Here is a 15,415-nt window from a genome sequence, read left to right as displayed (position 1 = left end):
CTTCACAAATGTGTCACTGCTGACACACTCAAGCGTAAGACTCGCTCGTTAAGGTCGTCGCCTATCCAAACGAGTGAAGGCGTACGCTATGCGATCCAGCAATCAGGTTGCCCGTGTCATGGTGTCCTCCCTGGCACTTTCAATGCTCGCCGTGTCGGTTCAGGCGGCGAGCCGTGCGGGAGACGACACCCTCAACGGCGTTGACCTCCTTTCCGGATTCGACACCTTGTGGACAACCGGCGCGACCTGGGACACGGGCACACCGACCGCCCTGGGTCAGAGTCTGCTAAGGCGCAACCTGCAAATCGTGGTCGACCGCGCCAATACCCGGACCCTCGCGCAGGAAACCGCCGCCTACTTCGATGACCGCCGTGACCAGAGCTACAGCGCCATCAGCGGCCTCGGCTCGTTGAGCGCCGCCTACAAGGCAGGTGCCGACGCCTTCACGACCATCACGCAGTTCGACGACAGCAACAAAACCGTCAAATACGACGACAAAGGTAACGGCGCAGGCAGTTCGTCTTCGGCGCTGGGCAAAGTCGTCGATCTGGTCGGCGCTGTACGCAACGACGCCTCGACCACCCCGACCAAATCCCACTATTTATATCCGCGACCATGGCGGCAGAGTCTGGACGGTCAGAGTCTGGCTTTTGTGGTTGCGCCCTCCCTGCGCCCGGCGAAAAGCACTACGCCCGCCAGCGACTCGGGTTTCCCCAGCGGCCATACCAATGCGGCGTACCTGTCTTCATACGCACTGGCGTACGCCATTCCCGAGCGTTTCAGCGAGTTGATGCTGCGCGCCTCGGAAATTGGCGACAACCGCATTGAAGCCGGCATGCATTCGCCGTTCGACGTGATGGGCGGGCGCATCACCGCGACCTACTTCGCCATCGATAACCTTTCCAATCCGGCCAACGCCCAACTGCGCGCCGATGCTCGCGAACAGGCACTGACCTATTTCACGGCGCAGTGCGGCGGTGACGTCAACAATTGCATGGCCACCATCGACCCGGCGACCGATCGCTCGTCTCAACACGCTCAGGACAAGGCGCTGTTCACCTCGCGCATGACCTACGGCTTCGATCCGGTGGGCCCGACCAACCTGGCCGCCGTGGTGCCGACCAACGCAGAAGTGTTGCTGGAAACCCGCTTCCCGTACCTGGATGCCAGTCAGCGGCGCGAGATTCTGGCGACCACTGAAATCTCCTCAGGCTATGCGGTGATCGATCAGTCGGGGGCTACGGCCGTCTGAACCTGTTCGCAGCGGGCGATGGTTATGCAGCGTTCAATTCCAACGTCACGGTCAACATGGACGCCAGCTTCGGCGGCTATAACGCCATCGACGCCTGGCGCAACGACATCAGCGGCAACGGCGGGCTGATCAAAAACGGCAGCGGCAATCTGATGCTGACCGGCAATAACAGTTACTCGGGCGGCACGGTGATCAACGGCGGCGTGCTGACCGGCCATGCCAAGGCGTTCGGCAGCGGGACGATCACCGACAACGCGACGCTGGTCGTCGATCAGTCGACCAACGACACCCTCTCCAATACTCTCACGGGCAACGGTGCGTTGATCAAACGTGGCGTCGGCTCGCTGAACCTGACCGGCAACAACAGCCTGTCCGGCGCCACGACGGTGCAAGCGGGTCGGCTGGCGGTCAACGGTAACCTGGGCAACTCCATCGTCAGCGTGCAGCAAGGCGCAACGCTGGGTGGCAACGGCACCGTTGGCGGCATCAATGTCGCTCAGGGCGGCGTGGTTGCACCGGGTAACTCGGTCGGGCAACTGAACGTCAACGGCGACGTCAACCTTGCTCAGGGCTCGGTCTATCAAGTCGAATCGGACGCCAACGGCAATGCCGATCGTATCGTCGCCAGCGGCCGCGCGACGCTCAACAACAGTACGCTTTCGCTGGTTGAAGGCGGTAACTGGCTGGCCGCCAGCCGTTACTCGATTCTCTCGGCAGCCGGTGGCGTCACTGGTGCGTTTGCCAACGTGCAAACCAACTACGCCTTCCTCACCCCGACGCTGAACTACACGGCGACCGATGTCGGGCTGACGCTGGACCGCAACGCACAGACCTTCGCCAGCCTGGCGACGACCCGCAATGCCAGAGCCGTCGCCCAAGGGCTGGACAGCGCTGGGGCAGGCAACGCGCTCTGGCGTCAGGTGGTGCAGGACGACGCGTCGACCGCGCAGGCCACGTTCAAGGCGCTGTCCAACGAGCTGCACGCCTCGACCCAGTCCGCACTGATCGAAGACAGCCGATTAGTGCGCAACGCGGTGAACGATCGTTTGCAGCAAGCGCAGTCGGCAGCGGCACTGGGCAGCACGACACAGACCCTCGCCGGAGATGATTCCCGTGGCGTGGTGTGGACTCAAGCTATCGGTGCGACCGGCAAAACCGACAGCACCCGTGACGTTTCGGGCCTCGACACGCACACCAGCGGCATGCTGTTCGGCGCTGACGTGCCACTCGACGAGACCTGGCGCGTGGGTGCGCTGGCCGGTTTCAGCAACAGTAGCTTTGACCTGCGCCATGCCTCCGGCTCCACTGACAGCGACAACTACCATCTGGGCGTCTATGCAGGCGCCAAGTGGGGCCAACTGGGTCTGCGCCTCGGCGCGGTCCGCACCTGGCACGAGCTGACGGCCAAGCGCACGCTGGACTTGCCGGGTGCTTCCGAGCGTTTCAAGGAAGATTACAACGCGGCGACCAATCAGGTATTTGGCGAACTGGGTTACGCCATCGAGCTGGGCAACGCGCAGCTTGAACCCTTCGCCAACCTCGCCCATGTGCGACTGGACACCGATTCCTTCGATGAGAACAGCAACGCGATCAGGCTGGAGAACAAGTCTCAGGACAACAACATCACCTTCAGCACCCTCGGCCTGCGTGCCGCCACTCGCTTGAATGCGGGCAGCGTCGCGATCAAACCCAACGCGACACTGGGCTGGCGTCGTGCCTACGGCGACGTGACGCCAGAGAGCCGCGCGGCCTTCAGCGGCGGCGACACTTTCGAGCTCTCGGGCGCGCCCATCGCACGCAGCGCAGCGGTCCTTGGCGCGGGTGTCGATCTGGGGTTGAGCGACACGCTGAGCGTCGGGCTGAGTTACAACGGACAGGTGAGCAACGATGCGTCGGATCAGACGTTGAATGCGCGAGTGACGCTGGCGTTCTAAGCGATCACAGCTTCGTGCTCACCCACGACAGCAAGAGCGCGAACGCCAGGCAGGCGGTGCCGAACCGGTAACTAAGACGGATCATGCGAATGGTGGGCACATCCATCAGGTGCACGGGCTCGTCGATCGGGGCTTGTTCGGTGAGATGGTGCAAATGGGCCATCTCTCGCTGCTCCCGAGTGCGTGTGGTGTGCAGCAGCCAGATGCCGGGGCCGGCGGCAAGCAAGGCGCAGAGGTTGATGGCGAGACCGGGGGCGTGATGGATAAGCGACATGGTGCCTCGATGACGCCGGATAAATGGGCGCCGCAAACTCTGTTTGGATCTGCCGCTCACACTAGTCGCTGTCACCTTAACGTCACCTGAACCGGGCACTGTGTGGGACCCCAAACCGACCCACCGCCACGGAGAGCGTCATGCTGCACGCCCACAACCAGGACCGCCTTTATCTCATCGCCCCCAGCGACGAACAGGAAGCATTGATCGACGCACTGGCGTTCAACGTCCAGGACAGGCACTGGCTGGTGTACTGCGCGCTTGGCGGTCATGCGCATAACGATCTGCCGGAAATGGATCTGCAGACCGGCTTCAGTTTTCTGGATTTCTATCAGGCGGCTTGACCCCCGGCATTGCGAATCCCGAGCGACCCCGCTGAATGAAAAAAGCCCCGGCTTCTCGCGAAACCGGGGCTTTTTTGCACATCAGAACCAGGCGTTAAGCTTACTGGCCCAGGGTGCGGCCAATCGTCTGATCCTGGAACAGGCGAGTCAGCGCGTCGCTGAGTACGTCGCTGATCAGCTTGGTGTTGGTCTCTTCGTTTGGCGCCATGCCAAAACGTTGATCCATCGAAGCCGCGTAACGGCCGCTGTAGTTACGACCGCCATTCTGAACGTCAGCGCGGAACGTGGAGCTGATGTTGGCTTCGGTGACGTACAGGCCTTCTTTCGGCGATTGGTACTTCAGGTCGGCCAGGGTAACGGTCAACTGCGGACCACTACCGTTCGGCACGGGCGTGAAACCGAGCAACCGCACGCCCGCTTCAGCCTGAGCCTGCAACCTTGGCAACAACTGCTGACCGTTGACCGTGATCGAACTGGTTTCCGGGTACAGCCCACCGCGGGTGCCCAGCGTCTGCGACTGACGACCGTCAACCACGCGAACGACCACTTGCTGACCGTGACCGACCGGTGCGAGTTGAGCGTTCAGCTTGGGTTCCGGGGTGAGGGATTGCGGGCTGTGGGCACAGCCCGCCAGGGTCAGACTGCCAGCGGCAAGCAAACCGAACAGAACGCGACGCAACATGCTCATTTCTCCATGGGCCAAGGCACAAAATGTGCCGCAGTATAGCGACCTCCCAAGGCCGCTCACTAGGGTAAAGATACGACAGAGTGCCATCGCGCCGGTTCCGGCGAGGCGGCGCGATGGCTCATCCGCTCGAAATCAACACAATTGCGCAATCGCAACGTCACAGCGATGTCATGCCCGCCGGCCATACTTTTTTCAACTCTCCAGCAAGGAGTCCTGCCATGGACTTTCTTTGGTCGTTGTTCTCGTTGCGCCGCCGTCATCGTCACTATGCACGTCTGGATCAGCAGGGCATCTGCCTGGCGTTCAAGCACTGCGCTGAAACGCCTTGCGGTCAGGGCTGGGTCGAAGTCCACGAAGCAAACCTGTGCTGGCTGCAGCGCCCACTCCCCTCCAGCGCCCGCGTGACTTCCCGGTCACGTGCGATTACCGCCCGGCATATGCTCAGCATCTGACCAAAAGGCGAATAAAAGTCATTTTTCCTGGATCATTTCTGCCCGATTCATCGCTATAATCTTCCCCCGATTATAAGGACGTCTCCTGATCGGGCCTCGCAGCATCGTCGATAGCCACTATCGACTCCTCCGTATCGCCCACAGAGAGCCTTCCACACAGACATGTGCAGCCCGATGTGGCCGCAGCGCAGACGCCGGATCGTCGATTAATCCGAACGTCCTTCGCCAGTTCTTGCCTCACATCGCGTATGAACCTGATCTGCAGAGCTGCCATCGCGCAGCCCTTTTTGAGGTTCGCGTCTCCAAAAGAGCGTGAAAAAAACGGGTTTTCACAACTTCACAAGAGTGTGGCAAGCAAATGAATAGTTTCGCGTTTGTAAATGCACCGTTAGCGTCTGACCCAGCCCCCTTGCAAAGGACCGACCGCAACGCAGTCTCCGTCAAAAGAGCCTGAAGCCTGTCCGCTACGGATTTGGTTGCACAACCGGACGTCTTGACGATAGTCGAATGGCTGTACGGGCCGAAAAATGCGTTCATGCTTGCCTTATAAAAGCATCAACCAGGCTCGTTCGGTGGCGTCCGCTGAAGATGCAAAAAATTGCGAAGAATCGGACATGGATCCCGGCCGGGTTGAACGAGGCACTGCGCGAACACCGCGCCGCCCGAACCCGGCGACTGACCACGGGAACGCATGCCGTCAATTTGGTGCTGCAGATTTTGGAGACGCGTTAATGGCGCATAACGAAGCAGTCGACGTAGTGCTGGTCGGGGCGGGCATCATGAGTGCCACCCTCGCCGTGCTGCTCAAAGAGCTGGACCCGAACCTCAAGATTGAAGTCGTCGAGCTGATGGACTCCGGTGCGGCAGAGAGCTCCAACCCCTGGAACAACGCAGGCACCGGCCACGCCGGGCTGTGCGAGCTGAACTACACGCCGGAAGCGGCTGATGGCTCGATCGACACCAAAAAAGCGATTCACATCAACACCCAGTTCGAGGTCTCCAGGCAGTTCTGGGCCTATCTGGCGCGCAAAGGCACGTTCGGCTCCTCCCGTTCGTTCATCACGCCGGTTCCGCACCTGAGCTTCGTTCAGGGCGAAAAAGGCATGGCGTACCTGAAGAAGCGTTACGAAGCGCTGCGCACCCACCATGCTTTCTCCTCGATGGAATACACCGAAGACAAAAGCAAACTGGCTGAATGGATGCCGCTGATGATGCCCGGCCGTCCCGCCGATGAGCCCATCGCCGCGACACGGGTCATGCATGGCACCGACGTCAACTTCGGCAACTTGACCAACATGCTGCTCAAGCACCTGGCAACGGCGCCCGATGCGCAGGTCAAATACTGCAAACGCGTCACCGACCTGAGCCGCAAGGGTGACGGCTGGACCGTTACCATCAAGGACGTAAACAACGGCAGCACCCGCGACATCGACGCCAAATTCGTGTTCCTGGGCGCAGGTGGCGCGGCACTGCCGTTGCTGCAGATGTCCGGCATCGAAGAAGGCAAAGGCTTCGGCGGCTTCCCGGTGAGCGGTCAGTGGCTGCGTTGCGACAACCCTGAAGTGGTCAAGCGCCATCAGGCCAAGGTGTACAGCCAGGCAGCGGTGGGTTCGCCACCGATGTCGGTGCCGCACCTGGACACCCGCGTCGTGGACGGCAAAAGTCCCTGCTGTTCGGTCCTTACGCCGGCTTTACCACCAAGTTCCTCAAGCACGGTTCGCTGCTGGACCTGCCGCTGTCGATCCGAGCGGCCAACATCGCGCCGATGCTGGCGGTGGCCCGCGACAACATGGACCTGACCAAGTACCTGATTAGCGAAGTGCGGCAGTCGATGGAACAGCGGCTTGATGCACTGCGCCGTTTCTACCCGGAGGCGAAAGCCGAAGACTGGCGTCTGGAAGTGGCCGGTCAACGCGTACAGATCATCAAAAAGGACCCGAAAAAAGGCGGCGTTTTGCAGTTCGGGACTGAGCTGGTGTCGGCGAAGGACGGTTCCCTTGCCGCACTGTTGGGCGCCTCGCCGGGCGCTTCGGTGACGGTTTCGATCATGCTGGATCTGATCGAGCGTTGCTTCCCGGACAAAGCCCGCACCGAGTGGGCCACCAAGCTGAACGAGATCTTCCCGGCTCGCGAAAAAGCACTGGAAACCGATGCGCAGCTTTATCAGCGCGTCAGTGCTCAGAGCGATGCCAGCCTGGACCTGGTGCCGAACAGCGAAACAGCCACTTTCGCCTGATCGTTGGGTTGCTCCAAAGAAGCTGTACTGGAAAACCCCGCCCTATCAGGCGGGGGTTTCTTTTGCACTCAGGTACCGGCCTGGGCCGGAAATCAGTTTCGCAGCTTCAGCATCACTTCATCACGAATCGGACGGAATACGCCTGCATCGAGTTTGTGCCTTTGGTCACCGACGCGGTGCACTCTGCCGGTACGGTTCCGATTGATCTGCCGGTTGCGGATTTCTCCGGCGCCGGGGTGATCGAGACCCAACTGAACGTGACTGCGTGGGCTGCCCTGAACTCGCAGATTTTGCCCTCCCCGCTTACGCGGAAACTCGCAGAATCATTGCGCGGGTTCTTCAGCGGGATGGACACGGACGCAGTGGGGTCGTCAGCCGCAAAGCCATAACCGGTGTAATCGGCATTGGGTTTGGCCCAGCTGGCCCATACCAGCGCGAGGTCGATGCCTGTCTGATTCCACATTTCCATGTTGAGCTGAATTTTTTGGGGTAAGCCGCCTGAGCGGATGCTGCTGCGACCATCATTGCGATGGCGGCGATGGTGCGGGTAAAGCAAGTCTTTACGTTTTTCATGTCATGAATTCCCTTTCAGTCATCAATGCGAGCGTCCTGCTCGCGGTTCTGTGAACGTCGTCACAGGGCTGAGTATGATTCAGCGTGCCGCTTACGGTAGTCGTAAACGCCGAGGCATGCAGTAGGAAGGGTCTTTCGATTGCGTGGTTACGGCGCGGGAGCAGGCGGCTGGTTTCGTAGGAGGGAGCATCGGGCGCCGAAGGATGGCGCCCGGAAATTGCGCGATTCAGCCTTTCGCCTTCTCGATCAATTCGATGTATTCATCGGCGTTGCGTTGATCCCTGATCAGGGTAACGAAGTCATTGCCGTGTTCGTCTTTGCCGTCGAGGTCGTAACCGGCCTCCTTGAAGAACGTCAGAAAACGTCCGAAGTCATCGATGCGCAGGCCACGGTAGGCCTTGATCAGCTTGTGCAGCGACGGCGATGTGGCATCGACCGGTTCGAAATCCAGGAACAGCTTGATCTGGGCGTCGCCGATTTCATCGCCAATCACCTGCTTCTTATCTTTACGCATTGCTGACTCCAACTGACTTGCGGGACATTTCACGGGCGGGCAGTTTACCCCCGCCCGGTCGCGGGCTCAACGCGCGCGTACGCTGCCGGTGTGCAGGTCAGCCCAGACGTGACCGTTGGCATAGCTGAGGAACTGGCAGTAGACCTTTTCATTACGCAGCAAATCCACGAACACCCGGTATTGCGTCGCCGGGTAGTAGAGCGTCAGCGTGCGCGAAGGCTCGTCGTAGGTCGGTTTCTTCAGGCTTTTGCTTTCGCCGTCGAAGTGGATCAGCACGTCGGCAATCGTCGCGCCCTTGTTCATGGGTTTGCCTTTCAGGCGCAGGATCAGCGGTGAGGTGACAGGGATCGGTTGCTGATTGGACTGACGCTGGCTGCCCACCACCACCGAATACTCAGTGATCTGCAGCAATTGCTGCTGCTCGGGTTCGCCCTCGCGCACGGACAATTCGTCCGGCGGCAAGTATTGCGCGTGCATGGGTTCGGCGAGTGCGGGGAGTGGCAGCGTCAACAGCAACATCAACGCAGCGGTACTTCGAACAGATAAGGGCATGGGCGCCTCCCGAAAAAGTGGGGGCACTCTAGCATGCAAGACCTGGCGATCTTCCACTCCCCTCGGGCGTCAGTTAACCCCGGCAGCATCCGAAATCATCAGTGGACGAGGCATCAGTGGGGGCGAGCTTGCTCGCGAATGCGGTGAGTCAGTTAGCACCGATGGCGAGTGACCCGACGCATTCGCGAGCAAGCTCACTCCCACACTATGATGATGCTTGCCTTACATGCCCTTTACGGCATAGATCCCGGCCGCGTTGCGCCAGTAGCCTTTGTAGTCCATGCCGTAACCGAAGATGTAGCGATCGATGCACGGCAGGCCAACGAAATCGGCTTTCAGGTCAGGCCGCGCCTTGCGGTCGTGGTCCTTGTCGATCAGCACGGCGGTATGTACAGCGCGCGCGCCGGCGTGTTTGCAGAAGTCGATGATCGCGCCGAGGGTGTGGCCTTCGTCGAGGATGTCGTCAATGATCAGCACATCGCGGTCGATGAACGAGACTTCAGGCTTGGCTTTCCAGAACAGGTCGCCACCGCTGGTTTCGTTGCGATAGCGGGTGGCGTGCAGGTAGGACGCTTCTAGGGGAAGTTCAGATGAGTGAGCAGCTTGCCGGCGAAGATCAGGCCACCGTTCATGACGCAAAACACCACCGGGTTACGGTCGGCCAGCACGCCATTGATTTGCTCGCCGACGCGGGCGATGGAGGCCTCGACTTCGGCCTCGTTGTAGAGGCAGTCAGCCTCGCGCATGACTTGACGGATATGCTCGAGATCAGCGGACATGACGCTCTCCAAGGGGGCTGTGTAAGGAAAAGCGGGCAAAGGTACGCATCCGCCGACATCAGGGCAAGTGTTTCTGGACTAACGTTGCACTGTCGTTCCATAAATCTCGGCGCGCGAACCTAACCGTCAGGACAAGTTACAGCTGAATAGATTAATCTAAGCCGTTTTTTTGCCCGCCCGCTGGAGCCTTTCCCCTATGCCCATTCGTGAGATCCGCCATCCGCTGATCCGCCACAAGCTCGGCCTGATGCGCCGTGCCGATATCAGCACCAAGAATTTTCGTGAACTGGCTCAAGAAGTCGGCGCGCTGCTGACGTACGAAGCGACCAAGGATCTGCCGCTGGAAACCTACGACATCCAGGGATGGGCCGGCACGGTTCAGGTCGAGAAGATCGCCGGCAAGAAGATTACCGTGGTGCCGATCCTGCGGGCGGGCATCGGCATGCTTGAAGGTGTGCTCAGCCTGATCCCCGGCGCCAAGGTCAGTGCCGTGGGCGTCGCACGCAATGAGGAAACCCTCGAAGCCCACACGTACCTGGAAAAACTCGCTCCCGAGATCGACCAGCGTCTGGCGCTGATCATCGACCCGATGCTCGCCACCGGCGCCTCCATGGTTGCCACCATCGACCTGCTGAAAAAGCCGGTTGCCGCGACATTCGCGCGATGGTCCTGGTCGCCGCGCCGGAAGGCATCGCCACCGTCGAGCAAGCCCACCCGGACGTCAACATTTACACCGCGTCCATCGATCAACAACTGAACGAACACGGCTACATCATCCCGGGCCTGGGCGATGCCGGTGACAAGATTTTCGGCACCAAGCAGAAGGACGCCTGATGAAGCCGGATGAGTTCAACGACCCACTCTGGCGCACGATCCTGTCGGGCGCGCAGATGCTGTTCGTGGCATTTGGCGCACTGGTATTAATGCCGCTGATCACCGGCCTCGATCCCAACGTCGCGTTGTTCACGGCAGGCTTGGGCACCCTGTGTTTTCAGGTGGTGACAGGCCGTCAGGTGCCGGTCTTCCTCGCGTCCAGCTTTGCGTTCATTACCCCGATCATTCTCGCCAAGGGCCAGTTCGGCCTGGCGGCGACCATGGGCGGCGTCATGGCAGCGGGCTTCGTCTACACCTTCCTGGGTCTGGCCGTGAAGATTAAAGGCACCGGCTTCATCGACCGCCTGCTGCCGCCGGTGGTCATTGGCCCGGTGATCATTTCCATTGGTCTGGCGATGGCACCCATTGCCGCCAACATGGCGATGGGCCGGACGGGTGATGGCGCAGCAGAACTGATCCCGTACAACACCGCCATCATCATTTCGATGGCGGCGCTGCTGACGACGTTGATTGTTGCGGTCTTTGGCAAAGGCATCTTCCGCCTGGTGCCGATCATCTCGGGCGTGCTGGTGGGTTTTGCGTTGTCGTTCTATTTCGGCGTGGTCGATGTGGCGAAAATTGCTGCAGCGCCTTGGCTGGCCTTGCCGCACTTCACGGCGCCGGAATTCAACTGGCAGGCGATACTGTTCATCGTTCCGGTGGCGCTTGCCCCGGCCATCGAGCACATCGGCGGCGTGATAGCGGTCGGCAGCGTGACAGGCCGTGATTACCTGAAAAAGCCTGGCCTGCATCGCACGCTACTGGGTGACGGCATCGCGACGACCGTGGCCGGCGCTTTCGGTGGCCCGCCCAACACCACCTACGCCGAAGTCACCGGCGCGGTGATGCTGACCAAAAACTACAACCCGAAGATCATGACCTGGGCGGCGATTTTCGCCATTACCCTGGCCTTCATCGGCAAGTTCGGCGCGTTGCTGCAGAGCATTCCGGTGCCGGTCATGGGCGGGATTCTGTGCCTGCTGTTCGGCTCGATTGCTGCGGTGGGCATGAACACGCTGATCCGCCACAAGGTCGACCTGGCTGAAGCGCGCAATCTGGTGATCGTGTCCGTCACGCTGGTGTTCGGCATTGGCGGCGTGCTGATCGGCACCGGCAACGGCCCTGATGATTTCGGCATGAAAGGCATCGCGCTCTGCGCCGTGACCGCGATTGTGCTGAACCTGATCCTGCCGGGGAATGACGCGTGGAAGAACAAGCACCTGGATGATCAGTTGCCGTAGTTCTGAAGCGTTATGAAAAGGGGCATCACTCACGTGATGCCCCTTTTTTGGATTCTGTAGGAGTGGCTTAGATTTGCGGCGTAAACCGAAACTGTGGGAGTGAGCTTGCTCACGAAGGCGGCGCATCAGGTTCATCAATGCCGCTTGAACAGACGCATTCGCGAGCAAGGTGGAACGCCACCCCGGTCGCTCCCACGGGGAATGAACACCACACCTAATTTCAGTTTATCCCACCACCATCGCCGGTGCCTTTTCGCACAGCGTATTCAGCGCCTTCGCCCAGTTCGGGTCGTCGTTCAGGCACGGAATCAGCACCAGCTCCTCGCCCCCGCCTCCCTGAACTGCTCGGCACCGCGGTCGCCAATCTCTTCCAGCGTTTCGATGCAGTCCGCGACAAACGCCGGGCACATGACCAGCAGCTTCTTCACGCCTTTAGCCGCCAGTTCGGCCAGGTGCGGCTCGGTGTAGGGTTCGATCCATTTGGCGCGGCCCAGTCGTGACTGAAAAGACACCGACCACTTGCCATCGGGAATCCCCATCAGCTTGGCGAACTCCGCCGATGAACGCATGCACTGCGCGCGGTAGCAAACCGCCAGAACTTCGGGAGACGCCGTCTCGCAGCAGTTGCCACTCTTGAAGCAGTGATTGCCGGTCGGGTCGAGCTTGGTGATATGCCGCTCGGGCAGGCCGTGAAAACTCAGCAGCAGATGATCGAAATCCTGCTGCAAATGCGGCCGCACGCTCGCCACTAGGGCGTCGAGGTATTCCTGTTGATTGAAGAACGGCTTCAACAACGAAAAGTCGAAGTTCAGCTTTTTGTCACGCACTACGCGTTTGGCTTCTTCGATGACCGTGGTCACGGTGCTGTCGGCGAACTGCGGATACAGCGGCGCCAGGGTGACCTTTTTAATGCCCTGGGCTGCCAGGCGGGTGAGCACGGTCTCAATCGAAGGCTCGCCATAACGCATCGCCAGCTCGACCGGCCCGTGTTTCCATTCCTTGACCATGGCCTGCTGAAGTCGCTTGCTCAGCACCACCAGCGGCGAACCCTCGTCCCACCAGATCGAGGCGTAGGCGTGGGCCGACTGCTCCGGGCGCTTGATCAGAATCAGCGAGACGATCAGCCGACGCACTGGCCACGGCACGTCAATAACGTAAGGGTCCATCAGAAACTGATTGAGGTAGCGGCGCACGTCGGCAACCGACGTGGACGCTGGCGAGCCCAGGTTAACCAGCAATAAAGCGTGATCGGTCATGCAACACCTTGATGTCAGTGGCGGCCCAGAAGGTTTTCCAGGGCCGCACGCAGATCAGTGAATCGGAAAGTGAAACCCGCCTCCTGGAGACGGTCTGGCCGGGCGCGCTGACCGCCCAGCAGCAGGATCGACAGCTCGCCCAGCAGCACTCGGAGCGCAACGGCCGGCATCGGCATGAATGACGGGCGGTGCAGCACGGACGCAAGGGTCTTGGCAAAATCCCGGTTGCGAACCGGTGATGGCGCGCAGGCATTATAAGGACCTCGGGCATCGTCCCGACTCATCAGAAAATCAATCAGGGCGATTTGATCCTCGATGTGAACCCATGGCATCCATTGGCGTCCGTTGCCGATCGGCCCGCCCATGCCCAGCTTGAACGGCGGCAACAGTCGTTGCAGCATGCCGCCTTCATCGGCCAACACCAGACCGGTGCGCACCAGCACCACGCGAATGCCCAAGGTTTCGGCACGTTGCGCGGTCTCTTCCCAGGCAATGCACAGGCGACTGGCGAAATCCTCACTGACCGGTTGCGCATTTTCGTCGAGCTCGCGCTCCCCGCCGTCGCCATACCAGCCCACCGCCGAGCCGGAAATCAGTACGTCAGGTTTCTGCTCGCGGCGCTCAAGCCACGTGACGAGTTGTTCGGTCAGGGTAATGCGGCTGTCCCACAGCAGTATTTTGCGTCTGCGTGTCCAGGGGCGGTCGGCGATGGGCGCGCCGGCCAAGTTGACCACCGCATCGACGTGTTGAGTGCCAATGTCATCGAAGTGTGCAATCCCGCGAACATTGGCGCCGCAGAGCCGCGCCACGTCATCGGGTTTGCGACTCAAGACCGTCAATTGATGGGCCTGTGCGAGCCAGTGCTTACACAAACGACGCCCTATCAAGCCTGTACCGCCGGTCAGCAAGATGTGCATGACTGAGTTCCTTACGTGGCGTTCATCGCAATTGCGGAGTCTATTTCTTCACAAGCCATGAGCTCGTGTGCGGAGTGATCACTCAACTCTAGGTCACCTTGGCGTGATCCACTCCCTCGCTGTTCTTTAGGACAGCCCGATCGTGCAGTTGAACGATTGAAGCAAAGCGTCAGACTTGTCAGCGAGCCCTTGGAAAGGTCCGCGTCCTGCGTATGCAGGGCGACAACTTATACCGAAAAACGGCATTGTACAGCTTTTGCCTGAGGCGTAGTCTGTGCAGACAAGGTAACGAGGCCCCTATGACTGTCCCCATCGCAATCATCGGTACCGGCATCGCCGGACTCTCCGCCGCCCAGGCGTTGCAAGCCGCCGGGCATAGCATTCACCTTTTCGACAAGAGCCGCGGCAGTGGCGGCCGGATGTCCAGCAAACGCAGCGATGCTGGCGCACTGGACATGGGCGCGCAGTATTTCACGGCACGCGACCGCCGTTTTGCTTCCGCTGTGCAGCAGTGGCAGGCCGATGGTCATGTGGCCGAGTGGACGCCGCTGCTTTACAACTTCCATGGCGGAAAACTCAGCCTGTCACCTGACGAGCAGGTGCGCTGGGTCGGCACGCCGCGCATGAGTGCAATCGCCCGGGCCATGCTCGGCGACATGCCGGTGACCTTTTCCTGCCGCATCACCGAAGTCTTTCGTGGCGAACAACACTGGAATCTGCTGGACGCCGACGGCCAGAGCCATGGCCCGTTCAGTCAGGTCGTGATCGCCATCCCCGCGCCTCAGGCCACGACCCTGCTGGCCGACGCCCCCAAACTGGCGAGCGTCGTCGCAGGCGTGAAAATGGAGCCGACCTGGGCCGTTGCGCTGGCCTTCGACACTCCGCTGGACACGCCACTCGAAGGCTGCTTCGTGCAAGACAGCGCTATCGACTGGCTGGCCCGCAATCGCAGCAAACCCGGGCGCGACAGCCAGATGGACACCTGGATTCTGCACGCCACCAGCGCCTGGAGCCGCCAGCATGTCGACATGCCAAAGGAAGAGGTCATCGATCAGTTGCACGGCGCGTTCGCCGAGCTGATGAATTGCGCGATGCCAGCCCCGGCGTTCACCCTCGCTCACCGCTGGTTGTACGCAAGGCCTGCTGGCGGGCGCGAAGTCGGCGCGTTGTCCGATCCCGATCTGGGTCTGTATGTCTGCGGCGACTGGTGCCTGTCGGGCCGGGTCGAGGGGGCATGGCTAAGCGGTCAGGAAGCCGCGCGGCGTCTGCTGGAACACCTCGAATGAATCGACTCAATCCGCGTAAGCTGCTGCTGTCAAAATGGACGGCAGCAGCTCCCCAAAATCGTGAAAAACACTTTCTGGTCACCGAGCTGTTCTGTGATGAAGAAGGCACGGTGCTGGACATCGAACTGCAGGCAGTGATGACCAAGCGCACTCAGAAGCTGGCTTGGCAGACGTTGCAGAATGACCAGACCTGGCAAATGGGCTGGAAGTAAACCGTACGCAAATTACCGCACCCTCCCCTTGC

General features: G+C 60.5%; 11 protein-coding genes and 5 pseudogenes. 8 read left to right on the top strand and 8 right to left on the bottom strand.

The genetic code is table 11. The annotated features are described in order from the left end of the window. Window positions 1–88 precede the first annotated feature (88 nt). Window positions 89–3,186, top strand: a pseudogene (locus JN403_RS08620) (autotransporter domain-containing protein). Window positions 3,187–3,190: 4 nt separating this feature from the next. Here JN403_RS08620 and JN403_RS08615 read toward each other — a convergent pair. Continuing rightward, on the bottom strand, window positions 3,191–3,460 hold the full coding sequence (locus tag JN403_RS08615; RefSeq protein WP_122536178.1) for a hypothetical protein: 270 nt from the start codon (window positions 3,458–3,460) through the stop codon (window positions 3,191–3,193). 140 nt (window positions 3,461–3,600) lie between these two features. Between JN403_RS08615 and JN403_RS08610 the strand changes: the two genes are divergently transcribed. Continuing rightward, window positions 3,601–3,804: a hypothetical protein gene (locus JN403_RS08610; protein ID WP_205486732.1), complete on the top strand. Its 204-nt coding sequence runs from the start codon at window positions 3,601–3,603 to the stop codon at window positions 3,802–3,804. A gap of 100 nt (window positions 3,805–3,904) precedes the next feature. On the opposite strand, the gene JN403_RS08605 is transcribed toward JN403_RS08610, so the two are convergent. Continuing rightward, window positions 3,905–4,486 carry a YajG family lipoprotein gene (locus tag JN403_RS08605; protein WP_122536180.1) on the bottom strand — a complete coding sequence of 194 codons (582 nt, stop codon included), beginning with the start codon at window positions 4,484–4,486 and terminating at the stop codon, window positions 3,905–3,907. A 224-nt stretch (window positions 4,487–4,710) separates the two neighbouring features. Here JN403_RS08605 and JN403_RS08600 point away from each other — a divergent pair, with 224 nt between their 5' ends. Both JN403_RS08600 and mqo read left to right on the top strand, forming a co-directional pair. Further along, a complete protein-coding gene (locus JN403_RS08600) occupies window positions 4,711–4,944 on the top strand; it encodes a hypothetical protein (protein WP_122536181.1) in 234 nt (77 codons plus the stop codon). 731 nt (window positions 4,945–5,675) lie between these two features. Then, window positions 5,676–7,180: pseudogene (gene mqo / locus JN403_RS08595) on the top strand (malate dehydrogenase (quinone)). Between the two features lie 112 nt (window positions 7,181–7,292). Here mqo and JN403_RS08590 read toward each other — a convergent pair. The 4 genes and pseudogenes from JN403_RS08590 to JN403_RS08575 all read right to left on the bottom strand — a co-directional run bounded on the left by JN403_RS08590 (window position 7,293) and on the right by JN403_RS08575 (window position 9,598). After that, window positions 7,293–7,649, bottom strand: coding sequence for a hypothetical protein (locus JN403_RS08590; protein WP_205486731.1), 357 nt, complete (start codon window positions 7,647–7,649; stop codon window positions 7,293–7,295). Between the two features lie 330 nt (window positions 7,650–7,979). Beyond that, entirely contained in the window at window positions 7,980–8,267 is a 288-nt protein-coding gene (locus JN403_RS08585) for a PA4642 family protein (protein WP_122536184.1), read from the bottom strand. A gap of 66 nt (window positions 8,268–8,333) precedes the next feature. Next, complete coding sequence (locus JN403_RS08580) at window positions 8,334–8,819, bottom strand: hypothetical protein (RefSeq protein WP_122536185.1); 486 nt, start codon at window positions 8,817–8,819, stop codon at window positions 8,334–8,336. A 222-nt stretch (window positions 8,820–9,041) separates the two neighbouring features. After that, window positions 9,042–9,598: pseudogene (locus tag JN403_RS08575) on the bottom strand (hypoxanthine-guanine phosphoribosyltransferase). Window positions 9,599–9,794: 196 nt separating this feature from the next. On the opposite strand from JN403_RS08575, the pseudogene upp reads away from it, so the two are divergent. After that, a pseudogene (upp, locus tag JN403_RS08570) lies at window positions 9,795–10,432 on the top strand (uracil phosphoribosyltransferase). Further along, window positions 10,432–11,712, top strand: coding sequence for a uracil-xanthine permease family protein (locus JN403_RS08565; protein WP_037018282.1), 1,281 nt, complete (start codon window positions 10,432–10,434; stop codon window positions 11,710–11,712). The pseudogene upp and the gene JN403_RS08565 overlap by 1 nt, the downstream one beginning before the upstream one ends. 225 nt (window positions 11,713–11,937) lie before the next feature. On the opposite strand, the pseudogene hemH reads toward JN403_RS08565, so the two are convergent. Both hemH and JN403_RS08555 read right to left on the bottom strand, forming a co-directional pair. Continuing rightward, window positions 11,938–12,968 (bottom strand): annotated as a pseudogene (gene hemH / locus JN403_RS08560) (ferrochelatase). 14 nt (window positions 12,969–12,982) lie between these two features. Further along, window positions 12,983–13,885, bottom strand: coding sequence for a TIGR01777 family oxidoreductase (locus JN403_RS08555; protein WP_205486730.1), 903 nt, complete (start codon window positions 13,883–13,885; stop codon window positions 12,983–12,985). Between the two features lie 299 nt (window positions 13,886–14,184). On the opposite strand from JN403_RS08555, the gene JN403_RS08550 reads away from it, so the two are divergent. Both JN403_RS08550 and JN403_RS08545 read left to right on the top strand, forming a co-directional pair. Then, window positions 14,185–15,171, top strand: a complete 987-nt coding sequence (locus JN403_RS08550) for an NAD(P)/FAD-dependent oxidoreductase (RefSeq protein WP_205486729.1) — start codon at window positions 14,185–14,187, stop codon at window positions 15,169–15,171. Beyond that, a complete protein-coding gene (locus JN403_RS08545) occupies window positions 15,168–15,383 on the top strand; it encodes a TIGR02450 family Trp-rich protein (RefSeq protein ID WP_205486728.1) in 216 nt (71 codons plus the stop codon). Before JN403_RS08550 ends, JN403_RS08545 begins: the two co-directional genes overlap by 4 nt. Window positions 15,384–15,415: the final 32 nt, after the last annotated feature.

Origin of the sequence: Pseudomonas sp. 15A4, assembly GCF_016925575.1 — a bacterium.
Lineage (GTDB): Bacteria > Pseudomonadota > Gammaproteobacteria > Pseudomonadales > Pseudomonadaceae > Aquipseudomonas.
This window is presented reverse-complemented; position numbering and strand designations above follow the sequence as displayed.